Origin of the sequence: Halorhabdus sp. CUG00001, assembly GCF_009797925.1 — an archaeon.
Lineage (GTDB): Archaea > Halobacteriota > Halobacteria > Halobacteriales > Haloarculaceae > Halorhabdus.
This window is the reverse complement of sequence record NZ_VOLB01000001.1, coordinates 2,383,844-2,409,966: the sequence shown is the minus strand read 5'-3', so window position 1 is coordinate 2,409,966 and position 26,123 is coordinate 2,383,844. Positions and strand designations below refer to the sequence as shown.

Below are 26,123 nucleotides of genomic sequence, written 5' to 3'. Positions count from 1 at the left end.
TCTCTCTGGATCGGCTTGGGAGCGGTCCCACATAAGGGTTCAGTGTTTTACCCGGAAACGTGCCCAATAGCGGCCGATGTTGCCGTTTTCCGGAGTTTCGGCTGAACAGCCTGTGGCAACCCGACGAGATACCGGTCTGGATGCATTCGACGCTATCGGTCGCTTGGTCGCGAACACATCCGATACGCCGGTGCGTGGCTGGGATCGGGCTCGTTGTTACTGGTCTCTGAACGCGGTCGTCCCGCGTTCGTGCAGGTCTCGCGAGACCTCGCCAACCGCCTGTTGGAGACCATCGTGATAGGCGAGGAGTCGCTCCCGCAGTTCTGGGTGCTTTCGGGCGAGCAGTTGGACGGCCGACAGCGCGGCGTTGAAGGACTTGCCCGCGTCGACGGCGACGAGTGGCGCACCTTGTGGCATCCCGATCACCGAGTCGACGGACTTCTCCTGGACTGGCACGCCGATCACCGGAAGGGGATAGGCGATCGAGGCGGTCATGTTCGGTAAGTCTGCGCTTTTGCCCCCTGCGCCGGCGATGATGACGTCGAGCCCGCGATCCTCGGCCGTCTCGGCGTAGGTATACATCAATTCGGGTGTCCGATGGGCGGAGACGACGAACGTCTCGAAGGTGAACTGCGACTCGGGTGGGGCCTCGTAGTCTGTCTGCTCCTCGAATCCGAGTTGTTCGGTCAGGACGTCGTAGGCACCCTGACGGCCGGTTTCCGAGCCAGCCATCACGTCCAGGTCCGAGTCCGATCCCATAATGATCCCGATGTCGGGGGTTTCGGCGGCTGGCCGGTCCATTTGAGCCTGTGCTTCGAGTCGGTCGATCAGCGACTGGACGCTCTGGGCGGTCGTCATGGCTGGCTGTGCTCGCGGGGGTGGCCTAACTTTGTCGGGTTGGAGTGTCCGCTGACCCGTCGAGGGTGTCCTCCGATTTCAGAGGTCGTGGCTCCGGAACCAGCGCTGACCGATAGCCAAGAGGACGGCTGTGCCGATCAGGAGGAGTGTCGCCCCGGCGATGTCGTACGTTCCGTGGATGAGGACTCCCTGGGGGTCGAAGTACCGCATCGGCGAGATCGCGCCGACCCACGCGAGGTCGGTCGTCGCAATCACTGACTCGCCGAGCCACCCGAGAAAGACGACGCCGAGTGCGAGGCGACCCGCCATCCGACCACGACGGACGACGATACCCACGAGGAGCCCGAACGCACTCCAAAAGAGGAGGTACGGAACCGAGAGGGCGTGGACGACCGCGAGATCCACGATCGACAGCGACTGCCCCGCGGCGAGGGCCATCACGGACAGGACAGCCGGGACCACGACGTTGAGGACGACGATCGGCACCAGCAGCGCCAGGAACTTCCCACCCAGGACGCTCCGCCGGGCGACAGGAGCGGCAAGTAGCGTGTCCATGCGTCCCTCGCCGAGATCGCCGGCGACCGTCCCGGCAGCCGTGTATGCCAGATAGCCACCGAGCCCGACGATCCAGCCCAGGGTGTAAAACTCGCTGGCCAGCAGGCCCTCGATCGACGCGAGACTCTCGAAGCCGAACAACTCGTTCACGACTGCGGGCATCGCGTCCAGCATCTCCGAGAAGCCGGCGTCGATCATCTGCGGGCCGACCCATATATACAGCGCTCCGAAGAGCGAGAACAGCACCGCGAGGACGACTGTCACCGGCAAGCGGTTGCGCCCCTCGAAGCGAGCGACCTGGCTGAGCGGACTCGACTCGACTGGTGTGTTTGTATCCCTGGCGTCGGCCACCGTCTTCATTGGACGTCCACCTCCCCGAACAGCCAGCCACTCCCGCCCAGCAGGACGATTGCAGCGACGAGGAGAATTCCAGCGCCGACTGGATCGTAGACGCTCTCGGTGAGAATGGCCAGTGGATCGTAGTAGCGCATGGGAGCAATCGCCCCCAGCCAGGACACGTCCGTCCCCGAGACGAGCAGTTCGAGGAGGAAGGTTCCGATGATGGTCCCGGCCGCGACGCCTTCCGCGATGCGCCGTCGGGGGGCCACCACGGAGACGCCCATACCGAACGCGCCACAGGCGAGCAAGTACGGAACCGAGAGGGCGTGGACGGCCGCGAGATCGACGAGCGGGATCGTCTCCTCGATCACCAGCGTCGCGCCGTAGACCCCGACGAAGACGGCGACGTTCACGACCACGATCGGTGTGAGCAAGGCGAGGTACCGTTCGACGAGCAAACGCGCCCGCGAGACCGGAGCCGCAAGCAGGGTGTCCATCCGCCCGTTCTCGACGTCGCCAGCGATGGTGCCCCCGGCGAGGTACGAAAGATAGGCACCCAGGCCGAGCAGCCAGACGTACTCGTAGAGTTCGATCGCGATGAATCCCTCCAGGGTCCCCATGTGCCCGAGCCCCATCTGCTCGACCATGGCGGCGGGCAACTGCTCGAACAGCGTCTCCAGATCCACGTCGCCGAGGATCCCGGGCGCGATGAGCGTCATCATCCCGCCAAAGGCCGCGATGCTGGCCCCGATGACGACCGAACTGGGCGCCAGTCGTTCCGCCTCGAAGCGCGTCGTCTCAAACATCGGCCTCCTCCGATCGCTCGGCCATCCTCCCCCCGGTTTCGTCGTCTTCGTCCGCGACGTCTCGTCTCGTCCCGTTTTCGACGGCTTCGACACGCTCGCTGGGATCCTCGCCGTAGAACCGCATGAACACGTCTTCGAGCGGTGCCTCTTCGATACTCAAATCGCGGATGTCGTATTCGAGCAGGCGGTCTAGCAGCGGCTCGTAGGCCCCGGTGTAGGTGAACGAGATGCTCGTCGCGTGATCAGATCCGGCAGCCGCCTCGGCCTGCTCGTCCGGACTGTCGGCGGCCCCGTCGCCGCTGACCTCGACGTCGTGGACGCCCTCGATCCCGATCGCCGCGGGGTCGACGTCGCCGCCGAGGCGTGCCCGGACGGTCTTGCCGCTGCGGTCGATCAGTGACTCGACGTCTTCGAGTTCGATAAGCCGACCATCCCGAATGATCGCGATCCGATCACACACCTTCCGGACCTCACTCAGGATGTGCGAAGAGAACAAGAAGGTCTTGCCTCGCTGTTGCTCGCTGCGGATGAATTCGAGTAACTCCTCCTGTTTCAGCGGGTCCAGCCCCGATGTGGGTTCGTCCATGATCAGCAGGTCGGGATCGTGCATGAACGCCAGGACGATCGCGAGCATCTGCTTGTTCCCGCGGGAGTACTCTCTGACCTTCCGGTCGAGAGGTGGATCGAACAGATCGAGCATCTCGTCGCTGCGGACGTCACCCCGCAACGCGCCGTGGTAGGCCAGCAGTCGCCGGCCAGTGACGTTCTCGTTGAAACTGGGTTCGGCCGGGAGATAGCCGATATCGGCCCGGACCGCCCGGAGCGCTTGGGCATCCCGGATGTCCGCACCGAGGATCGTCGCCGTCCCATCAGTGGGGGACTGAAAACCCATCAGCGTCCGGATCGTCGTCGTCTTGCCGGCCCCGTTCGGGCCGAGGAAGCCGAACACTTCCCCCTCCGCGACGTCGAAGGAGAGGGCTTCGACACCTCGCACGTCCCCGTAGTACTTCGTGAGCCCATCGGTTCGGATCGCCGGCATACTGAATCCCGTAGGCAATCGGCCGATCGGCCTATGAAAATATCGGTTACCGAGATAGCACTGACAATCGGCTTGCAACCGCCGTCACTCGAACGTCAGGTCGTCGCGAATCGCTCGCGTCCGTTCGAGCAGTGCTGTCGGCTCGCTATCGCTGTCTCCCACCGCTGTGACGTGGCCCATCTTTCGGCGCTGACGGACCTCGTTTTTCCCGTAGTAGTGCAGTGCGGTACCGCTGGCTTCCAGCACGCGATCGACGTTTCGGAGCGTCGCCGGCTGTTGGTTCTCGACGTCACCCAGGATGTTCGCCGTCACCGTCGGCGAGCGTCGGTCGGTCGCGCCCAGGGGCCACCCCGCGACGGCCCGGAGGTGCTGTTCGAACTGCGAGGTCAGACCGCCCTCGATCGTCCAGTGGCCGGAGTTGTGCGGCCGCGGGGCGATCTCGTTGAGCAGAATGTCACCGTCTGACCCTTCGAATAGCTCGATGCCGAAGACGCCACGGCCATCCAGCACGTCCAGTACGTCGAAGGCGATCTCACGTGCGCGTTCGCGGACCGCTGGCTCGGCCCGGGCCGGCGAGACCGTCTCCCGGAGAATCTCCGCGCGGTGGATCGTCTCCGTGACGGGGAAGGCATCTTCTTCGCCGTCGCCCTGGACAGCCATGACGGCGAGTTCGCGTTCGAAGTCGACAAAGCCCTCGATCATCGCCGCGCCAGCGGGGTCCTCGGGGGTGGCCCCCGGCCCAGCCCGGACGATCGTCTCGAAGGCACTCTCGGCGTCCTCCGGGGTCTCGATCGGGACGTTCCCGCGACCGTCGTAGCCTCCTTTTCGGGCCTTCAGCATGGCAGGATAGCCCAGTTCGTCGAGCGCCTCGCGCAGTTCGGCCAGGGAATCGACGCCGCGAAACGGGGGAACCGGGACGCCCGCGTCTTCGAGGCGGCGCTTCTGGACGAGCTTGTCCTCGATCGTCCGAAGCGTGTCGGGATGGGGGTGAACGGGCGTGCCCGTCTGCTCGCTTACTGATTCCAGGAGGTCCGGGTCGGCGAGTTCGATCTCGTAGGTGAGATACGCAGCCCGCTCGGCGAGTTCCCGGAGGGCGTCGCGATCGTCGAAATCGGCGACGAGTTGGTCGCGAGTAACCGGCGCGGCCGGCGGGTCCGGTGTCGGATCGACAACGAGCAGCTCCATCCCCAGCGGCGCGGCGGCTTCCCCCAGCATCCGACCGAGTTGTCCCCCACCGACGACGCCGACGGTCGGGCCGGGCGCTGTCACGTTCATGTGCGGGGAGATTCAGCGATGACGGTTAAGCGTTTCAGAACCGGCCGAGATGGGGCCACTCTCAGTCGGCCACCCAGTCCTCGTGTATCCAGAACGTCCGCATCCGGTCGCCACCCTGGCGTATCGCGGCCTCGGAAGCGACGTACTCTGCCTCAAGGATGTCCGTCGGCACCATTCTGTCCTCACCGGCCGTCAGGACGATCGGTGGTGGGTCGTCGCCGATCTGATTTCGAAGTGTTTCGGCATCGCGGACACACTCGACGGCCGCGTCGCTCCGGGAGAGATACCACGGCAGTGGCAACATCGGATTGTACCACTTGACACACAGGGGCCGGGTATCCAGTGACGGCGTCTGGCCGGCCGGTCGCGTCACTGACTCGCCGTAGACGATGACATCCGTTCCGTCGTGCTCGCCTGCGATCCGATCCAGGTCCTCGACCGGCCCGCGGAGGGCGTTTTCGGGCTGAGCGTACTGGACGAGTTTGTTCCCGTCTCCTTGGACGAGTCCGCTGTCGCCCCCTGCACTGTTCGTGTAGACGACGCCCGTACTGACAGCCAGCATCTGCACGACGAGGAGGCCGATTACCACGCCAGCGATGGCAGCGCCGATCGAGTCCTCGTGGGCGAGCGCGATCGAGCCACGGCGATAGATCGCTGCCAGTGCGACACCAGCCGGAATCGACAGCGGGACGAGGACGTGGATCAACAACCACGCCCCGAAGATGTCAGTACCGACAGGATAGCCGAGCAAGGAAGCAAAGCCCGCGTAGCCGGTGAAGATCACCAGTGTGCGAGAGGTGCCACGCCCGTACCGTTCGAGGAGCGTCCCGACCACCGCCAGGGCAGTGAGAGGGAGGGCAGCGACGAGCAGGACTTCGAGGAATTGACCCAGGACGCAGGGGTAGCCAGTAATCGAATCGACACCGGCCAGCCCGGCGAGATCGATCCCAGCCACGCCCGTCGTCGAGCAACTGGGCGCGCCACTGTGGCCAAACCAGTACGCCAGCCCGTCCGCGATATGATCGACGGTTGTCCCAACGAGTGCGGGGAGTTTCGTCGGATCGAAAACCGCCGCCCAGAGGCCAACGTCACCCTCACCGCGGGGATATTCCAGGCCGGCCATTCCAGCTCCTCGCGGGGCGTAGATGAACAAGACGGTCAATCCACCGACCAGGGCTGCACCGACGAGATGGGCGAGGGACGTCCCTGCCTGGCGAAGGGTGGTCCGGCCCTGGCTGGCGAGTCGCTGGGCGTTCGTCGCCAGCAGGGCGACCCCGCTGTCGTACGCCGCTGGCTTGTACAGCGTGTGCTCGACGAGCAGGGCAGCCGCGCCGAACCAGGTCAACAGATAGACGACGGCGTTCTCTTTCGAGCCGAAGCCGAGCGCGACGAACACTGCACTCGCGTAGAGGTATCGCGGGCGTCGCGTGTCGAAAAAGCGGACGAGCAGGCCCAGCGCCACGAACATGAACGTCGCGACCAGCAGATCGCTGCGCATGAACCGCGAGTAATAGAGGAGAACCGGATTGAGTGCCAAGAGTCCGGCTGTCGCGACGAGTTCGGACCGTCGGAGGTGCTTTCGAAACAGCCAGACCGATGCCGGCAGGAGAGCAGCACCGACCAGAGCAACCGGGAGGCGAATCGTCGCGTCGCTCGGCCCCAGGACCGGAATCAGCCACCGGGTGGCGTGCTGGAGGACCGGCCCGTGGATGATATACCGGTACGCGAAATCACCAGTCTCGGCGAAGTGTAGTGCCCAGTAGGCCACCCGTCCCTCGTCGTAATGGGCGAGGCGGACACCGAGGGCGAACAGGCGCAGTATCAAAGCGACGGCGACGATGGCGACCAGCGCGACCACGAGCGGCTTGTACTCGCCAAGCGTGGATCGATAGGACTCGCGCAATCGCCCGATAGCCGCTGTCGTCGTCTCACGAGCGGAGTGGCCCTCACGTTCGTCGTCGGTCACGATGGAGTCTCCAGAGTGCGGGTACTTTGCGGTTTCCGTTCGCGACGGTGGTCACTGTCCCGCGTTCCACCACTCTTTGTGGACGTAGAAGGTCGCTTCCGAGCCGTGGGTGCGGAGTTCGTACGTCAGCGCGTAGTAGTCGGCTTCGAATGCCGATTCAGGGACCGTGTTGTCGTTCTCACGGACGATGACGACCGGTACTGGGTCCTCGCCGTCGATGCTGTCCTGCAGCGTACTTTCGTTTGCTGCACACTCGGTCTCAGCGTCGTAAGCCGCCAGATACCAGTTGAGCGGGATCGTGTTGCCCCACACCGTACAGACAGGCCGGAAGTCCTTGTGGGCGGTAGAAGCGTTTTCCGTGACGAACGATCCGCCGTCGTCTATCGAGCCATCGTAGACCAGGACGTCGGCCCCGTCGTGCACTGGGGAGATATGTTGGATCTGTTCGAGGGCCGGCCGGAGGTCGTCACCGGGCTGGCCGTATTGGACGAGCGGATTGTCCCCCGATCGGGCGTTAGCCCCGTACGCGCCAGCGACGGCCGTCGAGACAACCAGTACGGCAACGAAGCCGATGACGACCGTCGAGAGGCCGAATTCGATCTGGTCGTCGTGACGGATGGCGTCGATCGCCCACCGGCCGAATAGGCCAAGTCCCACCGCAGCGGGAATGGCGAGGGGAACGAGCGTGTGAGTCATACCCCACTTCCAGCCACTCCCGATCGAGAACGTCAGCGGGTAGCCCAGCCAGGAGGCTACGCCAGCGTAGGTCATGAACAACACCAGCGTCCGGCTCCGGGCGGCAGCGTACCGTTCCCGCACGAATCCGATCGCCGCGAGGAGCAGTAGCGGGAAGGACTTGACGAGCAGCCCTTCGGTCATCGATCCGAGGCGTTCGAGATAGGGGACCGTGTTGCTCGTGCCACTGACTTCTGGTGGCCCGGGGAGGTCAAGGACGACCCCGTCGAGGCCACCGAACTGGAAGTACTCCGCCGTCGGATAGACGACGTACGCGAACGTATCGACGACGAGCGTGGGGAGTTTCAATGGCGCAGTCACCGCGTCCCACAGGCCGAGGGTCGCGCTGGCGTCACTTGGGGGGTAGAGCATCCCGGCCATTCCCCCGCCCCGGGGCGCGAACATGAACACGAACAGCGCGACGAACAGTACGGCCACGCCGAGGCTGTGGCCACCGTAATACAAAATCCAGCCCAGCAGGCTTCGACTCCCGTCGAACAGTCGGTCGCGGATACCGCCCAATTTCGACCTGACGAGCGCGCCCGCACTCCGATACGCCCGGGGGCGGTAGAAAGCCGCGTCGAGACAGAGTGCGCCGGCTCCCAGCCAGGTGATGACGTACAGGGGTGCGTTCTCCTTGGAAGCAATCCCGAAGACGAGCAACGCTGTCGCGCCGTAGACGTATCGCGGCTTGCGGGTATCGTAGAAGCGAACGAGCAGGCCAAACGCGGTGAACATGAACGCCGCGACCAGCAGATCGCTGCGCATGAACCGAGAGTAGTACAGCAACACGGGGTTGGCCGCAAGCAGCGCTGCCAGGGCGACCGTCTCGATATCGTCGAGATGTTCACGATATAGCAGTGCCACAATCGGCAGGAGACCGCCGATCACCGCGACCGGCAGGCGGGCAACGAAGTCGTTCGCACCGAGGAGCCCGAAGAGGTACCGGCCGACGTGCTGGATAAAGGGGCCGTGGGTGTGGGAGTTGTACGCGAAGTGGCCCGTCTCTACGGCGTGATCGACCCAGTAGGCGACCCGGGCTTCGTCCCAGTGAGCGACACGCCAGCCGAGTTGAAAGAACCTGGCCAGCAGGCCAAGTGCCGCCACCGCGAGGACGGCGACGACGACTGGATGGGTCCGGACGTAAGCCCGGACCCGCTGGCCAGGCCCCGTCCCAGCGGCGGGATCGGTGGCCGCGAAACCGTCGGACATACTGACTTGCTGTGGGCCGGGGGGTTAGAATCCTTCTGGTATCCGAAACGGACGCCCCCAGTCTGGGAGCAAGTGACGTCTCTTAGGTCTGTTCGGGAGGGCACAGACCCGGAGCGAATAGGGTCGACGCGCGTGGCCTAGCTGTGGATGCCCATCGCCTCGATCTGTTCCTGGTAGCGGTTGCGGATCGTGACTTCGGTCACCTGGGCGACGTCGGCGACTTCGCGCTGGGTCTTCTTCTCGTTGCAGAGCAACGAGGCGGCGTAGATCGCGGCGGCAGCATAGCCCGTCGGGGATTTCCCCGAGAGCAGCCCCTTCTCGGCGGTGGTCTCGATGATCTCGTTGGCTTTCGACTGGACTTCCTCTGAGAGATCGAGTTCCGAGCAGAAACGGGGGACGTACTTCTTGGGGTCGACGGGTTCCATCTCCAGGCCGAGTTCCTGAGAGATATACCGGTAGGTCCGGCCGATCTCCTTGCGTTCGACGCGGGAGACTTCGCTGATCTCCTCTAAACTCCGCGGGATGCCTTCCTTCCGGCAGGCGGCGTACAGTGCCGAGGTCGCGACACCCTCGATCGAGCGGCCGCGGATGAGGTCCTCGTCGAGTGCGCGACGGTAGATGACCGACGCGACCTCGCGTACCGAGCGCGGGACGCCCAGTGCCGAGGCCATGCGGTCGATCTCGCTCAGAGCGAACTGCAGGTTGCGTTCGCCCGCGTCCTTGGTCCGGATGCGTTCCTGCCACTTGCGCAGGCGATGCATCTGGGAGCGTTTCTTCGAAGAAATGGAGCGGCCGTAGGCGTCTTTGTCCTTCCAGTCGATGGTCGTCGTCAGCCCCTTATCGTGCATCGTCTGGGTCGTCGGCGCGCCCACCCGGGATTTCTCCTGGCGCTCCTCGTGGTTGAACGCCCGCCACTCCGGTCCTGGATCGATGTTCTCCTCCTCGACGACGAGGCCACAGTCGTCACAGATGATCTCGCCCCTGTCTGCGTCCTTGACGAGATTGTCAGAATCGCACTCCGGACATTCTCTCACCCCCTCTCGTTCGTCGGATTCGGTCTCGGATTCACGCTCGCGCTCCCGCTGGCGGGTGGACCGTGTCATCGCACTTTTATAGTAGCAGTGTCTCCCGACTTAAATCCTTGGATTTAATTTATCCCTATTGTCACATCAACCAGCGAGGGAGTCCACTCGAACGGCCTGGAGAACGAGTCTCCCGGCCAGTAGCGGGGCTTTGCCGGTTACCGTCGCCGGGTAGGAGTTGCCGTGCGTCTAGTGGCCGTTGGACGTCGATTCGGCTCAGTGCTGTGATTGAGCTGGCTCGAAACGCAGGCGGCAACTGGCATGTTCGTGTCGTGCAGCCAGAGCACTGGGCGGTCGGTGGATCGGAACGCCCTAACACGATGGCGGCCTATCGTCTTTCGATGCCGGTTATCGAGTGTGACGAGGCGGCTGCTCGACAGCGACTGGAAGCCGCTGGGGTCGACATCGAGGCAGGGAACACGGATCACGAGCGCTGGCGGGCGAGTCAGGCTGGTGCGACGGCGATCGCCTACGACGGGAAGGTCGTCGTGCAGGGCAGTGACGCCGAGCGGCTCACTGCCGTGTTACGAGAGGAGGGCGGACGTGCACACGTCTACGTCGACGGTGCCTCACGGGGTAATCCCGGCCCGGCGGCGATCGGCTGGGTGATCGTAACTGGTGAGGGGGGCATCGTCACCGAAGGGGGCAAGCGAATCGGGCGCGCGACGAACAATTACGCCGAGTATGCAGCATTGGTCCACGTACTGGAGATCGCCGAGGAGTACGGCTTCGAGAGCGTCGAGATCCGGAGCGATTCGGAGCTGGCCGTGCGCCAGATTCGTGGCGAGTGGGACACGAACGATCCGGACCTGCGCGAACAGCGGGTCCGGGTCCGGGAGCTGTTGACGGGCTTCTCGGCGTGGTCGATCGAACACGTCCCCCGCGAGATCAACGAACGGGCCGACCGACTGGCAAACGAGGCCTTCGAGGATGACTGACGACGACGAGCCGGCGCCGGCCGGCGAAGACAGTGAGCTCCCGCCGGACGTACTCGAGGAAGCGGTCCGGCTGACGCGGCTGGCCCGACGGACGGACGGTGAGCGCGCCGAGACCCACCGCCAGCGCCGTGACGCCATGCTGGCCACTCACGGATACGAGGCCCGCCTCCGTGCGGACGACGACGGCGACGTCCTGGTCTGCTATCCGGCCGAGTGGCTCCGGGATGGTGAGGTCGTCTTCGACCGCATCGAGGACCGATCGCGCGGGGTCGAGCGGCCACTCGCCGGCGAGGACGACTGGGATGTCGTCGAAGCGGCAAACCGGGAGATTGTCGCCCGCGTTGGCGAACATCACGGTCCCGTACACGAAGCCAACGTCCGGGCGTTCGCGGATTTCCTCGGGAACCACCACGTCTGTCGGATCGCTGTGGCGACGTCGGCCCAGGTTCGGGAGTTTCGCGAGGAGTACTATCCGCGCAACGTCTGGCCCGACGACGAACAGCGAGCCGTCTTAGAGCAGTCGCTCCGGATCGCCTTCGACGTCGCTGGGGTCGAACACCCCCCAGTGTGAAAACTTATCGAACGTCTTCGAGGAGCGCTTCGAGGTCGTCGGCTCGATCTTCGGTCTGGACGATCTTCGAGAACTCCCAGGAGAGCTGTTCGAGCAGGACGTCGTAGCCCTTCTCGGTCAGCGAGTACTCGTTGGTTCGCTTGTCGAGTTCACTTTTCTCGACTAACTCCATCTCGACGAGGTCGTCGAGATTGGGGTACAGCCGCCCGTGATTGACGTCAGAACTGTAGTACGTTTCTAGTTCGCGTTTGACAGCGAGTCCGTAGCGTGCCTCCTCGGCGAGGATAGCCAGGATGTTCTGCTGGAATGCGGTCAGTTCTCGGGCAATACTCGGTGCTTCCGTCTCAGCCTGCGCCTCTGACATGGTAGGATATATGTCATCACGCCATTTAACCTTTGTTAACTGTAACGATCATCTGCGTAACTCCCGGAGCCGATTTTCGCAAGACGGAAAAGCGATTGATGGCCGATCGATCACCCTCCGTAGCAGACAGTGGGCCGGATGCCGGGCAACTCGAAAGGCATTTTTGGTGGCCTGCCGCAGACGGAGATGATGGTGAACCTCTTCGAAGACCTCGAAACGGGACCGAATCCGCCCGAAGAGATCTACGCGGTCGTCGAGTGCCTCAAGGGCGAGCGCAACAAGTACGAGTACGACAAGGACATCCCCGGCGTCGTCCTCGATCGGGTCCTGCACAGCAACGTCCACTACCCCTCTGATTACGGGTTTATCCCACAGTCGTACTACGACGACGGCGATCCGTTCGACGTACTCGTTCTCGTCGAAGACCAGACGTTCCCGAGTTGTGTCATCGAGGCCCGTCCGGTCGCGCTGATGAAGATGGACGACGACGGCGAGGCCGACGACAAGGTCATCGCCGTCCCCACCGAGGACCCCCGCTACGATCACATCGAGGACCTCGACGACATCCCACAGCAGACCCTCGACGAGATCGACGAGTTCTTCGCGACGTACAAGAACTTAGAGGAAGGCAAAGAGGTCGAGACGCTGGGCTGGGAGGACAAACAAGCGGCGATGGACGCGATCGAACACGCCCAGGACCTCTACGAAGAAGAGTTCGCGTAAACGGACGGTCATCGCCGGAACAACTCTTTTGCGGGAAGTCCCCGACTGGCTGGTATGGACGACCAGCGGGACCTCACTGCCCGCGTTCGGGACGGGTACGATCGCATCGCTGCCGAGTACGACGAGCAACGCTCGACCGACGACACTGACGTGTCCCTCGTCGAACGGTTTCGGGACGCTCTCGGGGCGAACGCAGCTGTCCTCGACGCTGGGTGTGGTACGGGGACACCGGTCACTGCGTTGTTGGCCGAAGAGTGTACAGTGACCGGCCTCGATCTTTCTCGCGAACAACTGTCGTTGGCGACCGATCGTCTTCCGGCCCACTCGTTCGTCGAGGGAGAGATGACGCGATTACCCTTCGCTGAGGACAGCTTCGACGGACTCACCTCGTTCTACGCGGTCATCCACGTGCCCCGGGAACGCCACGAAGACGCCTTCTCGGAGTTCCATCGCGTCTGTCGGCCCGGAGCGCCCGTGCTCTGTACGGTCGGTGATACCGATTGGGCGGGCCACAACGAGGACTGGATGGGGATGGGCGGACCGATGTATTGGGACATCCCCGGACTGGACCGAACCCGGAAGCTGCTCGACGACGCCGGATTCAGCGTCGAGGGCGTCGATCGCGTCATGGATGACGTCGCCGACGAACCGGCGAAGAAACCGTTCGTCTGGGCGCGTGCCTGACACCGAGTACGAACGCCTTCGCGTCGCCAGTCGGGATCGGCCGGCTGATGTGTCCCGGTTATCACCGCCCGTTGCGGCCATGCAGTATAATTATGGGTAATTATTTGAGTGTGTCAGCCCTACGTTTGTTCGTGATGGCCACCGAACGCCCCGCTGTCGGGATCGACCACCCGACCGTCGTGCCAGAGAATTTCCGCCACGAAGACTCCGTAGAAGCGCCAACGAGCGCCTCGACAGACGGAGACTGATCGCTGCCCGTTTTGCCGGTGTCGGTGTGGCCCGTCAGGGACGGCCGCGAAAAGAACCTTCTTGTGTCAGTCACCAGTACCGCCGAGTATGGGACTGTTCGATCGGATTCGCGGCGACGACGAGCCCCGGGTCGCCTTCTTCGGCATCGATGGCGTCCCGTACAGCCTGATCGCCGACAACGAAGATCGCTTCGAGAACCTCACTGCTATCGCCCAGGAGGGGGCTGGCGGCGCCATCGACAGCATCGTGCCCCCCGAGTCCAGCGCCTGTTGGCCATCGTTGACGACGGGCGTCAACCCGGGTCAGACGGGTGTCTACGGCTTTCAGGACCGAGAGGTCGGGTCGGCGGAGACGTACGTCCCGATGGGGAACGACGTCCAGGCGACCCGCCTGTGGGACCGCGTGCAGTCGGCCGGCCGGGACGCGACGGTGATGAACGTCCCCGTCACGTTCCCGCCCCAGCGTGACGTCCAGCGAATGGTCTCCGGGTTCCTCTCGCCCGGCGTCGAAAAGGCGGCTTATCCCGACGAAATCCGCGAGACGCTCCAGGACAGCGACTATCGGATCGACGTCAACGCCAAGCTCGGCCACAACGACGACAAGACGGAGTTCATCGAGGATGCCCACGAGACACTCGAGAAGCGCTTCGAGGCCTTCGAGCAGTACGTCCACGGCGACGACTGGGACCTCTTTTTCGGGGTCTTCATGACCACCGACCGCGTCAACCACTTCCTGTTCGAAGACTACGAAGAAGACGGCCAGTACAAGGAAGAATTCCTGGAGTTCTACGAGAAAGTCGACGACTACCTGGGTCAGCTCCGCGAGTTGCTGGCCGACGACGTGACGATGGTCGTTGCCTCCGATCACGGCTTTACCACCCTCGATCACGAGGTTCACTGCAACGAGTGGCTCCGGGAAGAAGGCTGGCTGAGCTACGACGCCGACGAGCCCGAAGAACTGGGCGATCTCGACGAGTCGACGAAAGCCTACTCGTTGATTCCCGGCCGCTTCTACGTCAACCTAGAAGACCGCGAGGCGAACGGTAGCGTTCCGGAAGACGACTACGAGAGTGTCAGAGCCGACCTCAAAGCGAAGCTCGAAGCCTGGGAAGGGCCGGACGGCCGCCCCGTGGCCGATCGTGTCGTCACCAAAGAGCAAGCGTACCGTGGCGAACACGACGATATCGCCCCCGATCTGGTCGTCATCCCCAACCACGGCTTCGATCTGAAAGCCGGGTTCAAGGGCGATTCAGACGTCTTCGGTGTCGGGCCACGCAACGGCATGCACAGCTTCGATAACGCCTGCCTGTTCGTCGACGACGATGACGCCCGGATCAGCGACGTCGATCTGTACGACATCGCGCCGACGCTCCTCTCGTTGCTGGACGTCGAGTACGATCGGGCTGCATTCGACGGCTCGAGCCTGGTCTGACGGGCCGATCGACCGCCCGACTCACCTGCGGGCGCGTGCCACAGATTTTTGCGCTGAGGTCGCGTATCAGCGAGCGAATGGAGCTGGATCTCGACGGGGACTTGGCTGGTGACCTCACAGCCGAGGCGACCGAGCGTGGCTTCGACAGCCCCGAGGCCTATGCCCGGTGGCTACTCGAACACCGAGAGGCCGTACTTCGTCCGCCCGGCGAGCAACTCGCGTCCCGTATCGACGCCCTGGAAAGCGAAATCGAACGGCTCCGGGGCGCGATCGAGGCTACCGGCTCGCTCGAGGACGTATCGATCGAGGCCGAAGAGTGGATCGACGAGTCTCGCGACCAAACGGCGTGGGACGACGACACGGAGACGGCTGAAGCCGGCGGTTTCGAGTTTGCCGGCGACACAGAGACGGAGAGTGATGGGCCGGACACACCGGCGGAATCGTCGCCTCCCAGCGAGACCGAAGCCGGATCCGCGACGAGTCTCGACTCCCAAGACGAGCAGCCCACGCCCGACACTCTCGAAGACACGGGCGTCAGCGAGTTCGCCTATTCGGACGATCTCGAACCGCCATCGGAGAGTGGCGACGAGCCAGCTGAAGCCGACGACGCGGGCGAGAAGGCGGAAGGCGGCGCCGACGACGACGAGATCGCCGACGCGATCGCCGATATCGATCTGGCCGAAGAAGACAAAGCGGCAGACGCCGACTCGAACGGCGAGTAAGGACCGTCAAAAGAGGTCTTCGAGTTCGTCGTTCTGGAAGTCGTCGACCGGATCGTTCGGTTGGTCGTTTGCGCCCTGGTAGGCTTCGGCCGCACGGTCGAGGAAGGCTTCGAGCCGCTGGGAGCGTTCGACGCCGCCAAGCAACACCAGTGCGGCGAGGCGCTCACTGTCTAGTGGAAAGTCACCGCCCCGTACTTCGAGACTGCCGGTCTCTTCTTCGAGCCAGCGACGAGCGCGCTCGACGCCCTTCCGTGAGATACGGTCGGGCTGGCCGGCGATGACGAGCAGGGCCGTTTCGGCCTCGACGGCGTTCGGGAGGCTGGTCCCAGTCAGGAGGGCGTTGCGCGTGAGGCTCGTGATCGTGTTGACGTTCTCGGCGCTGTCCTCGCTTGCCTGTGCGCTTGCGTAGCCAAGCGCCGCGAGTCCACCCGGCCGGAGCGTGTTGATGATCTCACTGGAGTCGACGACGCTCTCGCCGACACCCTCGACGACTTCGCCCGAGGCAAGCAGGAGGCCGATCCGCTGGGCGATGTTGTCGTTGATCGTCGAGAACCCTTCCGCGACGCTCTCCTCGGCAGAGTGCCAGGCGTCGTTGTCCACGAGTAGCGTCGCATCGGCTTCCCGGGCAGCGGTCTTCAGCGAGCGGCCCGCGTTGGCCTGGTAGATCGAGCCCTCGCTCCGTCCGGGGAGGATACCCAGAACGTACACTGGCACGTCGTAGATCCGCTTGAGTTCCTTTGCCAGCACTGGTGCGCCGCCCGACCCGGTGCCACCGCCCAGGCCGGCCACAACCATCAGTGCCTCCGCCCGGGAGGTAATTCGGCCGTCGAGGCCGTCCAATACCTCCGTCGCTTCGGCTTGCATGATCTCGGCGCCGAGTTCGTTGTCACCACCCACGCCGTGACCTTTGACCCGATCTTGGCCAATGACCATCGTCTCGATATCGAGCGCCTGGAGGTCGGTCTTAGCCGTATTGACGGCTAATGCCCCCTGAACGGCGTCGTATCCCCGTTCGTAGTCGTGGGTTGCCAGCGCCTCGGTGACCTTCCCACCGGCCTGGCCGAGACCAATCAGGACGACCTTCATACCCACAGCCTTGAGTCAGCGGGTATTCAACCTTGTGACAATTCACGAGTCGACGGAGGTTCGTCCCGCCGCCGGTTCGCGTTCCGGTGGCGACGCGCCCTTGTAGGGCCAGGCCCTATCGAATCCATGTTCGACGATATCGATCCCGGCGAGCACGATGCCGTGTCACTCCGGCAGGCCTTCGAGACGGCTCTGCAGACGACCGTCGAGACGGCCGGCGTCGAGACGGTCCGGGACCGGACGGCCCTCGATCGGGAGACGATCGCGGCGATTGCCGCCGGGGAAGGACTCGATCTGACGGTCGCCGATGCGGCAGCGATCCGCGCCCTCGAGGATAGCCGTGATGCCCACGCAATCGCCGCCGACGCCCGCGACCGCCTGCTGTTGGCGATGTCGAGTGCCGTCCTCGACGTCGACGGACTGGCGGGCGCTCTCGACGCCGACGTGACTGCCAAAGAACTCCAGCAGAAAATCGAGGGGCGCCACCCGATGGGTCTCGGGGAGTATGCAGACGTGCTGGCCGCCGTCACGGAGGAACGGTGACCCGGGTCGTCATTCTTGGCTGTGGGTACGTGGGCTGTGCGCTGGCGGGCCAACTCACCGACTCCGATGTCGTCGGCGTGCGCCGGTCGGACGCAGGACTGGCAGCCGTCGAGGCAGCCGGTGGACGGCCGGTACAGGCAGACGTGACTGTGCCGGATGCCCTCGAAGCTGTGCCCGACGCCGACTGGCTGGTCTTTGCGGCGAGTGCCGGCGGTCGCGACGCCGAGGCGGCCCGGGACACCTACGTCGAAGGCCTCAAGACGGCCATCGACCATTTCGCCGCTCGATCCTCGCCCCCCGAGCGAATCGTCTACACTTCGAGTACGGGCGTCTACGGCGACCACGATGGAGCCCAGGTCGACGAAGATACCGCCCTGCAGCCGACGACCGAGAAGACCCGTGTGCTGGTCGAGGCCGAACGGATCGCCCGCCAGCGGCCCCCGGCAGGCATCGACGGGACAGTGGCTCGGTTCGGTGGGCTGTACGGTCCAGATCGGTACCGACTGGAGCGATATCTCGACGGGCCAGTCACGGCGGGCCATCTCAATATGGTCCATCGAGAAGACGCGGCCGGTGCGGTTCGCTTCCTGCTCGAAGCAAACCACGGGCGGAACGCTGTCGTCAACGTCGTCGACGACGAACCCGTCGAGAAGTGGGCGTTCGCCGACTGGCTCGCAAGTCAGTGTGAGGAACCCGACCCGCCCAAAGAGACACTGGCGAGCCGTCTCGAAGCTGTCGACTCCGACCAACGGCGACAGCGCCTTCGAGCGAACAAGCGCGTCAGTAACGACCGCCTCCGGGAACTCGGATACGAGTTTGCCTACCCCACGTTTCGTGAGGGGTATCGAGATGCGATCGCCCAGTACCTCGCCGACAGCGACGAGACCTGACGGGTGGCCCACCCGGGCCGAAAGTTCTTAACAGCCGGGAGAGACAGTGACCGGTATGTCGGCTTCGGTGCCCGCGGACATCGGGGAGACGGCCGCGTCGCTGCTCGCCGAGGGCAGGGAGTTCGTCGCGGCCGACCCGCTTCTCGCTGGGGCGATCGTCCTCACGGGGTTGCTCGTCGTCGTCGGGCTCGCGGTGATCGTTCGCCGTCGCAGGCGCACGCCGGGCACGCGCCTTCGCAACGTACTGGCCGGGTACGATCAGGTAAGCGTCTTGCTGCACCCGAACCCCGATCCGGACGCGATGGCGGCCGCCCAGGGCGTCGCCGAACTGGCCGCAAGCGTCGACACCGATTGTACTCTCAAACACCCCGGACAGATCCGCCACCAGGAGAATCGCGCCTTCGAGACGGTTTTAGAACTGGATCTCGATCGAATCGAGGAGGCGGCTGCACTCGACGGCGAGGCGGTAGTGTTGGTCGATCACAACGAGCCACGCGGATTTGCGGGCGCTGACGGTGTCTCACCCGTAGCGGTCGTCGACCATCATCCGGGCGACGGAACGGGGTCGTCGTTCACCGACGTTCGCCCGTCGTACGGCGCCTGTGCGACACTCGTCACCGAATACCTCGACGCTCTCGGGTTCGAGCCGATCGATCCAGATGCCGCGACCGCGATCGAGACCGGCGAGCATCTCCCCCCGGACGTTGCGACAGGCTTGCTGTATGGCATCCAGGCCGATACGAACCACCTCACGAAGGGCTGTACCTCGGCCGAGTTCGAGGCTGCCTCGTATCTCTACCCAGGTATCGACGAAGATGCCCTCGATCGCGTCGCGAATCCGGAGATCGATACGGCGGTCCTCGAAACCAAAGCCCGGGCGATCATGGAGCGGGACGTCCGTGGGGCCTTCGCCGCCAGCGACGTCGGCGAAGTCTCGAACGTCGACGCGATTCCACAGGCGGCCGACGAGCTCCTGTGTCTCGAAGGCGTGACAGCAGTCGTCGTACTTGGCGAGTCCGACGGCCGCCTCCACCTCTCGGGGCGCTCGCGTGACGATCGCGTCCACATGGGAAAGGCACTCCAGGCAGCCGTCGACGGTGTCCCGATGGCCGAAGCCGGCGGACACGCTCGAATGGGCGGCGGTCAACTGCGTCTCGATCACATGGCCGGTCTCGGACCGAGCGAGGGCGTCTCCAGAGACGAGCTCTACGAACGCCTCTTCGAAGCGATGACTGGCGATCGACAGTAGCAGCCCCTGAGATACCGCTTTTCTCGATCATCCGCGAAGATGACACCTCGGCCAAGCGGTATCACGGCGGGCCTCACGAAGTGGCTGTGCGGACGTTTCGAGCCGACGAGGACCTACAAGTGTGTCGACACGAGTGGCGTCTGCGAAACCGACACGACCAAAATCAGGCGCTTCCGGAGAGAGCGAAGCGTTAGCTCGCGGCGATGACGTCGTCGATGCGGACGATCATCGTCGCGGCCTCGGTCGCACTCTCGAGGGCTTCGCGTTTGACGGCAGCAGGATCGATCACGCCTGCTTCGAGTGGGTCGGCGACGACGCCGGTCTGGCCCTCACTGATGAGCCCAGAGAGATCGCCGCCCTCGTAGGCAGCCCGGAGGTCGACCAGGGCGTCGATCGGGTCCATGCCGGTGTTCGTCGCGAGCGTGCGGGGAACGACATCGATAGCATCGGCGAACGCTTCGACGGCCAACTGTTTGCGACCCTCGACGCCGGCGGCTTCCGAGCGGACGTGGTCGGCGACCGCGATCTCGGTCGCACCGGCACCCGGGACGACACCACCGTGTTCGAGGGCAGCGGTCACGACGTCCAGGGAATCCATGATCGCGCGTTCGAGTTCGTCGACGACGTGTTCGGTGCCACCGCGGGCGAAGATCGTGACGGCCTCGGCGGCCGTGCCGCCTTCGATAAACGTCAGCTCCTCGTCGCCGTACATGCGGACGGACACACTGCCGGCCTCACCGAGGTCGCCGGCTTCGATATCTTCGACGGACCCGACGCGGCTCGCGCCGGTCGCGCCGGCGATGGCTTCCAGATCGTCCGAGCCCTCGATCGCCAGGATGCCGTGCTTGGCGAGGTACGCGCCAACCCGATCCTCGACGTCACCACTGACGAACACGACCTCGACGTCGAGATCGGCCAGTTGCTGGGCGTAGCCGCGCAGTTCCTCCTCTTCGGCCTCGATAGCGGCGTTGAGCTGATCGACGTTGTTGACGTTGTACTCGGCGTCGATGTTGCTCTCACGCAGGTCGAGATCGCTGTCGATGACGGCGATCGCGGCGTCCTCGACGGTACGGGGCATGTTGTCGTGGACCGGTTCCTCGTCGACGATGACACCTTCGACGAGTTCGGTCGCGCTAGAGGAAGAACCGACCTGAGCGTGGATCGTAATGTTCTCACGCTCGACGCGGCCGTCACGGACGTGGCTGATCGCTTCGACGACCGTCTCCGCGAGGGGGCCAGCAGCGACATCGCCGGTCCCTTTGCCAGTCATGCTGGATTCGGCGACCTCGATCAGCGATTCGTCGTCCAAGTCACCGTCGACGACGAGATCGTCGACGGCCTCGCGGGCGATCCGAGCAGCCTCGTGATACCCCTCGACGATCGTCGTCGCGTGGACATCGTCATCGAGCAGGTCCTCGGCTTTGGCCAGCAGTTCGCCGGCGAGGATCGAGGCCGTCGTCGTGCCGTCGCCGACTTCCTCTTCCTGGGTCTCGGCGACTTCGACGAGCATGTTCGCGGCGGGATGCTCGATGTCCATCTCGTCGAGAATCGTCGCCCCGTCGTTGGTGATAACGACGTCACCGTCGGAGACGAGCATCTTGTCCATCCCACGGGGGCCGAGGGTGGTGCGGACGGCCTCGCTGACCGCCTTCCCCGCGGAGATATTCGAACTCTGTGCATCTTTGCCCTGTGTGCGCTGGGAGTCGTCGCTAAGAATAAACATCGGCTGACCGCCCATGCGCGGCTGTCCGGACTGTGACATAGTGGATCTTCACTTAGTTCATCCATTGCGGTTCTATATAAATATTGCTATCCGCGCTTAGAATCCACCCAGAGCGGGACGCCCCAGGGTAGCACCGTTGGCCGTGCCAAGGGCCGTTAAGACGGCTATAGCGGCAGTCGACGGAACGTACCGCAACAAGCCACCGAGGCCGCCTTCCGAGCAATTCCAATGTGTGAGCTGGGACGATCGACAGCCCACGGCACTCCCAGACGACTGTGTACGGACAACGCTCGCGGCGTGCGGGAAGGGCACCGGGGAAAGCTCGTCGGCCCACGATTGGTACCGGGACGGCGTTTGAGTGGCAGGGAGACGGCGTGATGGAGCGATGTAGCATGCATCGTTCGGGATTGAAACGCAGAAATCGCGGTTCGAATCCAACAGCCAAGGTGCCAGGAGCCGGCAGGGTTGGGTTTTTCAGCGGACGCAGAGTAGGAACAACTCGGCGACATTGGGACACTGGTGGTGAACCACCAAGAGAGGCGACCGAACTGCCGGACCGGAGCGCTGTCTCGGTCAGGAACACGCCGACAGCCTGGCGAAGTGACGGCCGGCACCGAACATCACGTCACGGTCGAGCGCCACTGAGTGCCGATTCCGACGGCGACCGCGCCCTCAGCGTTCGAGGACGAGGATATGGCGATCGAGGGACCGGTGGACACGACGCTGGAAGTGGGCTGTGACGGTCCAGCCAGCTTCCTCGGCGACGGTCTGCCAGGACCGATCGCCGACGATGACTGTCCGGGCCGCGAGTCGTCGGGCGTCCGCGAGTGCGTCGCCAACCAGCGCCGCCAGCGTCTCGCCGGTGATCTTCGTCTGTCGGCCGTAAGGCGCATCGAAGACGACCGCGTCGGCGGCATCGTCCGCGAACGGGAGTCGACGCGCGTCCCCCCGGCAGACGGCAAACTCCTCGTCGATCAGGGTGCCCAAATTCTCTCGGGTACCCTGGACCATCTTTTCGAGTGCGTCGACGCCGACGGGCGTGGCACCGACGAGCCCTGCCTCGATCAACAGCCCGCCGGTGCCACACATCGGGTCGAGAACGGTCGTGCCGGGCCGCGCACCAGCGATATTGACCAGCGCACGGGCGAGTGTGGGATCCATGCTACCGGGCTGGAAGAACGGGCGCTCGGTCGGGGCGCGTTCGGTAAACGTCCGTGGTGGGTCGGTAGCGAGCCACCCGATCGCACAGGCCCCTGCGTCCGCGCCGGACGCGACGTCGGCAGCCGGAGAGTCGCCAACCGACGGGGAGCCAGCGAAGACGACACGGAGTTCGTGATCTGGGTCCTCAAGATCGACGGTAAAGCCCGCTTCGACCAGCACCGAGCCGAGTTCGCGCTCTGTGGCCTGGGTGCTCACACCAGTCGCCCCCCTGACGTCACGGGCGCGGACGGCAACAGATCCCGTGCGGTCGAGCGCCGCCGATTCGAGAGTCTCTCGGGCCGCCGCAATTGTTGGCTGGGCCGTCCCGAGGAGGTCGCTCACGCGATGGGTGAGCGAAAGCGTCGAAGCCTGCGCGGAGATTTCCTGAGCCGTCGCGAGCCCGCCGGCAACGACGGTGACATCACTAGCAGCACTGGCTGCCTCGGTGGCCGCGAAATCGTCGTCGGTGCCGGCTAGTTCCAGCAGATACACGGTAGCACGGTCGCGGCGTCGGCGCTTGGCTCTGGCGGTTCGGTGTCGCAAACGGACGGTGGTGAGCATCGTTGGAGCAGCGTGTCAAAGATCCCGTTATAGTCGATTTACTGCGGGGCAACCTGGGATGTGAAAATATGAAGACAGATATAGTGACAGAAAGCAGTGCAAGAGATAGAGGGTATATTCAACACGACGACCCGTTTTCGTATCACAACTCCTGAACTCTCCGTTCACTGTGTCTTGGCACCCACGCAGAGAGCGTTCGCTTGCCGGTTCGGAAGCCGACTTTCCCACCACAAAGCCTATCCCGGCAAACTCGGTCGCTCCGCTATGACAGGTTCATCTCGTCGTGCAGTCCTTCGGTACATGGGGATCGGGTTCGGGGCTGGTCTCACAGGGTGTTCAGGCCTCTCTACTGACCAAACAGAACCGACCACCGAGCCTGTAAAGGATACGACAACAACCGCCGGGCCGACCACCGAACCGCCAGAGCCCACAGCAACCACCGAGCGGACGGACACGCCGTTCCCGTGTGCAACCGACCACGAACTCCCGTACTCAATCCCGGGAGCAGCGGAGACATACCAATCGGGAAGTGTCGAGATTCGAAACCAGACTGCATCCAAAACAACGGTCACGCTCGCCATCGCGCACGACGACAACACATTCTTTGCATGTTCACAGACACTCACCAACGGCGAATCACTGTCGTTCGACGGCGTGACAGCCACAGCTGGTCGGTATACCGTTACAGTGTCCGTCGAGGAGGGCCGGTCAACGACAACGGAGTGGCGGATCCCGTCAGAGCAGAACTATCCGATGTTACTCGTTAGTATTCGCGGCGATGATGAGCCAGTCATCGGGTGTCCAGGAGACCGCGAAGTCTCGATACAGGTCCGTAACGTGACCGACAGCAGTGCCAGGGCCGAGTTGACCCTCCGGCGTGACGACCGGGTTGTCACAGAGAGATCTGTCCAAGTAGACCCGATGTCCAACACAGATGTGTCACTCCCGCTTCCGATTGGGGATTTGTACGTACTTGAAGTTTCCAGCGAAGAAGGACGGGCTGAAAAGCGCATCTCGGCGTGTCGGGGGTACGAAGAGAAGCGAATCACGGCCACCATCGATTCTGGACAGGTCGAACTCGATTCGAGACGAATCGTTTGGGAGTAGAATCTCACTATCGTTGGGACTTACATCGCCAACATCTACCAAGATGCGTCGTCGCTGAATGGCAACCAACCGGTGACCGATCCGCACCCTGTCTCTTGGACGGAGGACCTGACAGATGTGGCAAAGGAAAGCGCCAGAATTTCGCTATGACACACTTCGGGATACCCAAGGCATATCGCCGATCCCGCCTGTCCGGGCCTGAAATGGCCGGGACCCCGAATATGGGGGTGCTTATATATCTTAAATACCAACCTTTATAAGACTTAAATACGATTTATGACGCGAACCATGGCTGATCCCAAGGAAACGATCAACATCGAAAACGTAGTGGCCTCGACGGGCATCGGTCAAGAGCTCGACCTCCAGAGCGTCGCGATGGACCTGGAGGGGGCCGACTACGACCCCGAGCAGTTCCCCGGGCTGGTCTATCGGACCCAGGAACCGAAGTCGGCGGCGCTGATCTTCCGCTCGGGCAAGATCGTCTGTACCGGTGCCAAAAGCACCGACGACGTCCACCAGAGTCTCCGCATCGTCTTCGACAAATTGCGGGATCTGGAGATTCAGGTCGACGAGGATCCCGAGATCGTCGTCCAGAACATCGTGACGTCGGCGGATCTGGGCCGGAACCTCAACCTCAACGCGATCGCCATCGGACTGGGCTTAGAGAACATCGAGTACGAACCAGAGCAGTTCCCCGGGTTGGTCTATCGTCTCGACGATCCCGACGTCGTTGCGCTACTCTTTGGCTCGGGTAAACTCGTCATCACCGGTGGCAAAGAGCCCGACGATGCCAGAGAAGCCGTCGACAAGATCGTCTCCCGGCTCGAAGAGTTAGGCCTGCTGGAGTAAGCCAGCCCCGGATCGTAGAAGACGGCTCGATTCGGATCGGTCTCTCTCGTCTGTAACCGTCGAGCGTCTGTCGACGGTCAAATCTGTTCTCTCAGGACGTCCGCCAGTCACGGATTCGGACACCGAGTTCGATCGCCGTCCAGAGTAGCGCTCCGAGTATCGCCCCGACCACCCCGTAGAACTCGACGAAGCCGATCCAGGTTGGCAGAATGTACAACGACAAGTCGTAGAACTGCCGAAAGATGGAAACGCCGCTCTCGCCATCGTCGAGCGTCGACGCGTTTCGGAGCCGGTCGATCGGCGGGCCATCCGAACCGGGGCCTGTCCCGAGGCGTTCGGCGTCGTAGGGCATCGTCGAGAGGTCCCGTTCCCAGACGATTTCGTGGTCGGGTGTGACCTCGAGAACGCGTTGTCCGTAGGTATCGACGATCAGTGTGTTACCATTCGGGAGTCGGTCCGCGTCTCGCGGCCAGTGGAGACTGCCACTGTAAGCCCAGGTCCGGGTCCAGGTGTCGTTGGTCCGACGATACTCGACGACACGATCGTTCTCGCTGTCGGCGATCAAGACGACTGGCGGATCGCGCTGGAGAAGGTCCGGATTGTGCTGTTCTTTGATGATGTCGTGGTTGTCCTGTTCGCCGAGTGTCCACTCGACGGTCTTCGTCGAGCGGTTCACGAGCACGACCCGGTCGAAGTTACGGGGACTGAGCAGGAACGCCGAGCCGTTGTCGACGACATCGACGTCGTTGAGGTGGGTGTACCCGCCGACACCGGATGGTTCACTCGACGGGGCCTCACCCGCTTCAGGATACTCCGGGAAGTGCTCGGCGAAGCGATACTCCCAGACGATTCGCTGTGCGCTTGCATCGTAGACGTAGGCGCGGTGGTTGTACTTGTCAGCGACGACGTAGCGATCGTTTCCGAGAGCGTCCACGTCGTGAGTGTCGGAAGGCACCTCGAAGCGGTCGATCAGTTCGTCCGTTTGCCAGTTGTAGACGATAGCCGATCCGTTGCCGCTTGAACGCTCTTCGACGAACAAGAGCCGTTGGGCCGAGAGGGGGTCGACGTCGTAATAGAGGACGTTCTCGGCAGCCGACTCGTTGGCGTACTCCCAGAGCAACTCCCCGGAGTCGGTATCGACTGCGACCACTCGGCCGTGCCCGGACGTGCCGAAGGGTCCCTGGATGCCAGCGAACGTGACATTCGAGAGGGCAGTCGCGTTCCCGTCCACCGTGACGTTCGTGTGAACGGTGTCGGGTTCGTGCGTGAGTCCACTGACGACGGCGGGAGCGAGCAACACGAGGACGACCCCGAGGACCACTAGCCGTCGAAATCGCCAGGACGAGGTGTCGAGGGTCATGGTCCC

General features: G+C 63.7%; 24 protein-coding genes. 11 read left to right on the top strand and 13 right to left on the bottom strand.

What is annotated here, in order from left to right:
- Positions 1–216: 216 nt before the first annotated feature.
- The 8 genes from FR699_RS11900 to FR699_RS11865 form a co-directional block, all read right to left on the bottom strand.
- Positions 217–858 carry an AIR carboxylase family protein gene (locus FR699_RS11900; protein ID WP_158855537.1) on the bottom strand — a complete coding sequence of 214 codons (642 nt, stop codon included), beginning with the start codon at positions 856–858 and terminating at the stop codon, positions 217–219.
- A 78-nt stretch (positions 859–936) separates the two neighbouring features.
- Entirely contained in the window at positions 937–1,773 is an 837-nt protein-coding gene (locus tag FR699_RS11895; protein WP_158855536.1) for an ABC transporter permease subunit, read from the bottom strand.
- On the bottom strand, positions 1,770–2,558 hold the full coding sequence (locus tag FR699_RS11890) for an ABC transporter permease subunit (protein WP_158855535.1): 789 nt from the start codon (positions 2,556–2,558) through the stop codon (positions 1,770–1,772). The genes FR699_RS11895 and FR699_RS11890 overlap by 4 nt, the downstream gene beginning before the upstream one ends.
- Positions 2,551–3,597: an ABC transporter ATP-binding protein gene (locus FR699_RS11885; RefSeq protein WP_154552561.1), complete on the bottom strand. Its 1,047-nt coding sequence runs from the start codon at positions 3,595–3,597 to the stop codon at positions 2,551–2,553. Before FR699_RS11885 ends, FR699_RS11890 begins: the two co-directional genes overlap by 8 nt.
- An 84-nt stretch (positions 3,598–3,681) precedes the next feature.
- Positions 3,682–4,872 carry a 5-(carboxyamino)imidazole ribonucleotide synthase gene (locus FR699_RS11880; protein WP_158855534.1) on the bottom strand — a complete coding sequence of 397 codons (1,191 nt, stop codon included), beginning with the start codon at positions 4,870–4,872 and terminating at the stop codon, positions 3,682–3,684.
- A 61-nt stretch (positions 4,873–4,933) separates the two neighbouring features.
- Entirely contained in the window at positions 4,934–6,838 is a 1,905-nt protein-coding gene (locus tag FR699_RS11875; RefSeq protein WP_158855533.1) for a flippase activity-associated protein Agl23, read from the bottom strand.
- Between the two features lie 51 nt (positions 6,839–6,889).
- Positions 6,890–8,785 (bottom strand): flippase activity-associated protein Agl23, encoded by a 1,896-nt coding sequence (locus FR699_RS11870; protein WP_158855532.1) that lies wholly within the window; start codon positions 8,783–8,785, stop codon positions 6,890–6,892.
- Between the two features lie 137 nt (positions 8,786–8,922).
- Positions 8,923–9,888: a transcription initiation factor IIB family protein gene (locus FR699_RS11865; protein ID WP_154552564.1), complete on the bottom strand. Its 966-nt coding sequence runs from the start codon at positions 9,886–9,888 to the stop codon at positions 8,923–8,925.
- A 320-nt stretch (positions 9,889–10,208) separates the two neighbouring features.
- On the opposite strand from FR699_RS11865, the gene rnhA reads away from it, so the two are divergent.
- Both rnhA and FR699_RS11855 read left to right on the top strand, forming a co-directional pair.
- The gene (gene rnhA, locus FR699_RS11860; RefSeq protein WP_158855531.1) at positions 10,209–10,805 is read left to right on the top strand and encodes a ribonuclease HI; all 597 of its coding nucleotides are present in this window, start codon (positions 10,209–10,211) and stop codon (positions 10,803–10,805) included.
- Positions 10,798–11,376, top strand: coding sequence for a rnhA operon protein (locus FR699_RS11855; protein WP_158855530.1), 579 nt, complete (start codon positions 10,798–10,800; stop codon positions 11,374–11,376). Before rnhA ends, FR699_RS11855 begins: the two co-directional genes overlap by 8 nt.
- Positions 11,377–11,380: 4 nt before the next feature.
- Here the strand turns inward: FR699_RS11855 and FR699_RS11850 are convergent, their stop codons facing one another.
- Positions 11,381–11,740, bottom strand: coding sequence for a PadR family transcriptional regulator (locus FR699_RS11850; RefSeq protein ID WP_154552566.1), 360 nt, complete (start codon positions 11,738–11,740; stop codon positions 11,381–11,383).
- Between the two features lie 189 nt (positions 11,741–11,929).
- On the opposite strand from FR699_RS11850, the gene FR699_RS11845 reads away from it, so the two are divergent.
- The 4 genes from FR699_RS11845 to FR699_RS11830 all read left to right on the top strand — a co-directional run bounded on the left by FR699_RS11845 (position 11,930) and on the right by FR699_RS11830 (position 15,549).
- Positions 11,930–12,463, top strand: a complete 534-nt coding sequence (locus tag FR699_RS11845; RefSeq protein WP_154552567.1) for an inorganic diphosphatase — start codon at positions 11,930–11,932, stop codon at positions 12,461–12,463.
- 54 nt (positions 12,464–12,517) lie between these two features.
- The gene (locus FR699_RS11840) at positions 12,518–13,147 is read left to right on the top strand and encodes a class I SAM-dependent methyltransferase (protein ID WP_154552568.1); all 630 of its coding nucleotides are present in this window, start codon (positions 12,518–12,520) and stop codon (positions 13,145–13,147) included.
- Positions 13,148–13,483: 336 nt separating this feature from the next.
- Positions 13,484–14,827 carry an alkaline phosphatase family protein gene (locus FR699_RS11835; protein WP_158855529.1) on the top strand — a complete coding sequence of 448 codons (1,344 nt, stop codon included), beginning with the start codon at positions 13,484–13,486 and terminating at the stop codon, positions 14,825–14,827.
- Positions 14,828–14,904: 77 nt separating this feature from the next.
- Entirely contained in the window at positions 14,905–15,549 is a 645-nt protein-coding gene (locus tag FR699_RS11830; protein ID WP_158855528.1) for a hypothetical protein, read from the top strand.
- A 6-nt stretch (positions 15,550–15,555) separates the two neighbouring features.
- Here the strand turns inward: FR699_RS11830 and FR699_RS11825 are convergent, their stop codons facing one another.
- A complete protein-coding gene (locus FR699_RS11825) occupies positions 15,556–16,635 on the bottom strand; it encodes a tubulin/FtsZ family protein (protein WP_154552571.1) in 1,080 nt (359 codons plus the stop codon).
- A 126-nt stretch (positions 16,636–16,761) separates the two neighbouring features.
- Here FR699_RS11825 and FR699_RS11820 point away from each other — a divergent pair, with 126 nt between their 5' ends.
- The 3 genes from FR699_RS11820 to FR699_RS11810 are packed head-to-tail and all read left to right on the top strand — an operon-like array spanning position 16,762 to position 19,317.
- Positions 16,762–17,178 carry a DUF5791 family protein gene (locus FR699_RS11820; protein ID WP_158855527.1) on the top strand — a complete coding sequence of 139 codons (417 nt, stop codon included), beginning with the start codon at positions 16,762–16,764 and terminating at the stop codon, positions 17,176–17,178.
- Positions 17,175–18,068 (top strand): SDR family oxidoreductase, encoded by an 894-nt coding sequence (locus FR699_RS11815; RefSeq protein WP_154552573.1) that lies wholly within the window; start codon positions 17,175–17,177, stop codon positions 18,066–18,068. The genes FR699_RS11820 and FR699_RS11815 overlap by 4 nt, the downstream gene beginning before the upstream one ends.
- 55 nt (positions 18,069–18,123) lie before the next feature.
- Positions 18,124–19,317 (top strand): bifunctional oligoribonuclease/PAP phosphatase NrnA, encoded by a 1,194-nt coding sequence (locus FR699_RS11810; protein WP_158855526.1) that lies wholly within the window; start codon positions 18,124–18,126, stop codon positions 19,315–19,317.
- 190 nt (positions 19,318–19,507) lie between these two features.
- Here the strand turns inward: FR699_RS11810 and thsA are convergent, their stop codons facing one another.
- Complete coding sequence (gene thsA, locus FR699_RS11805) at positions 19,508–21,055, bottom strand: thermosome subunit alpha (RefSeq protein WP_158855746.1); 1,548 nt, start codon at positions 21,053–21,055, stop codon at positions 19,508–19,510.
- Positions 21,056–21,712: 657 nt separating this feature from the next.
- Positions 21,713–22,732, bottom strand: coding sequence for a methyltransferase domain-containing protein (locus tag FR699_RS11800; RefSeq protein ID WP_158855525.1), 1,020 nt, complete (start codon positions 22,730–22,732; stop codon positions 21,713–21,715).
- A gap of 333 nt (positions 22,733–23,065) precedes the next feature.
- On the opposite strand from FR699_RS11800, the gene FR699_RS11795 reads away from it, so the two are divergent.
- Both FR699_RS11795 and FR699_RS11790 read left to right on the top strand, forming a co-directional pair.
- The gene (locus FR699_RS11795) at positions 23,066–23,908 is read left to right on the top strand and encodes a hypothetical protein (RefSeq protein WP_158855524.1); all 843 of its coding nucleotides are present in this window, start codon (positions 23,066–23,068) and stop codon (positions 23,906–23,908) included.
- A 288-nt stretch (positions 23,909–24,196) separates the two neighbouring features.
- Positions 24,197–24,757: a TATA-box-binding protein gene (locus tag FR699_RS11790; RefSeq protein WP_154552577.1), complete on the top strand. Its 561-nt coding sequence runs from the start codon at positions 24,197–24,199 to the stop codon at positions 24,755–24,757.
- Between the two features lie 91 nt (positions 24,758–24,848).
- Here the strand turns inward: FR699_RS11790 and FR699_RS11785 are convergent, their stop codons facing one another.
- On the bottom strand, positions 24,849–26,117 hold the full coding sequence (locus FR699_RS11785) for an aryl-sulfate sulfotransferase (protein ID WP_154552578.1): 1,269 nt from the start codon (positions 26,115–26,117) through the stop codon (positions 24,849–24,851).
- Positions 26,118–26,123: the final 6 nt, after the last annotated feature.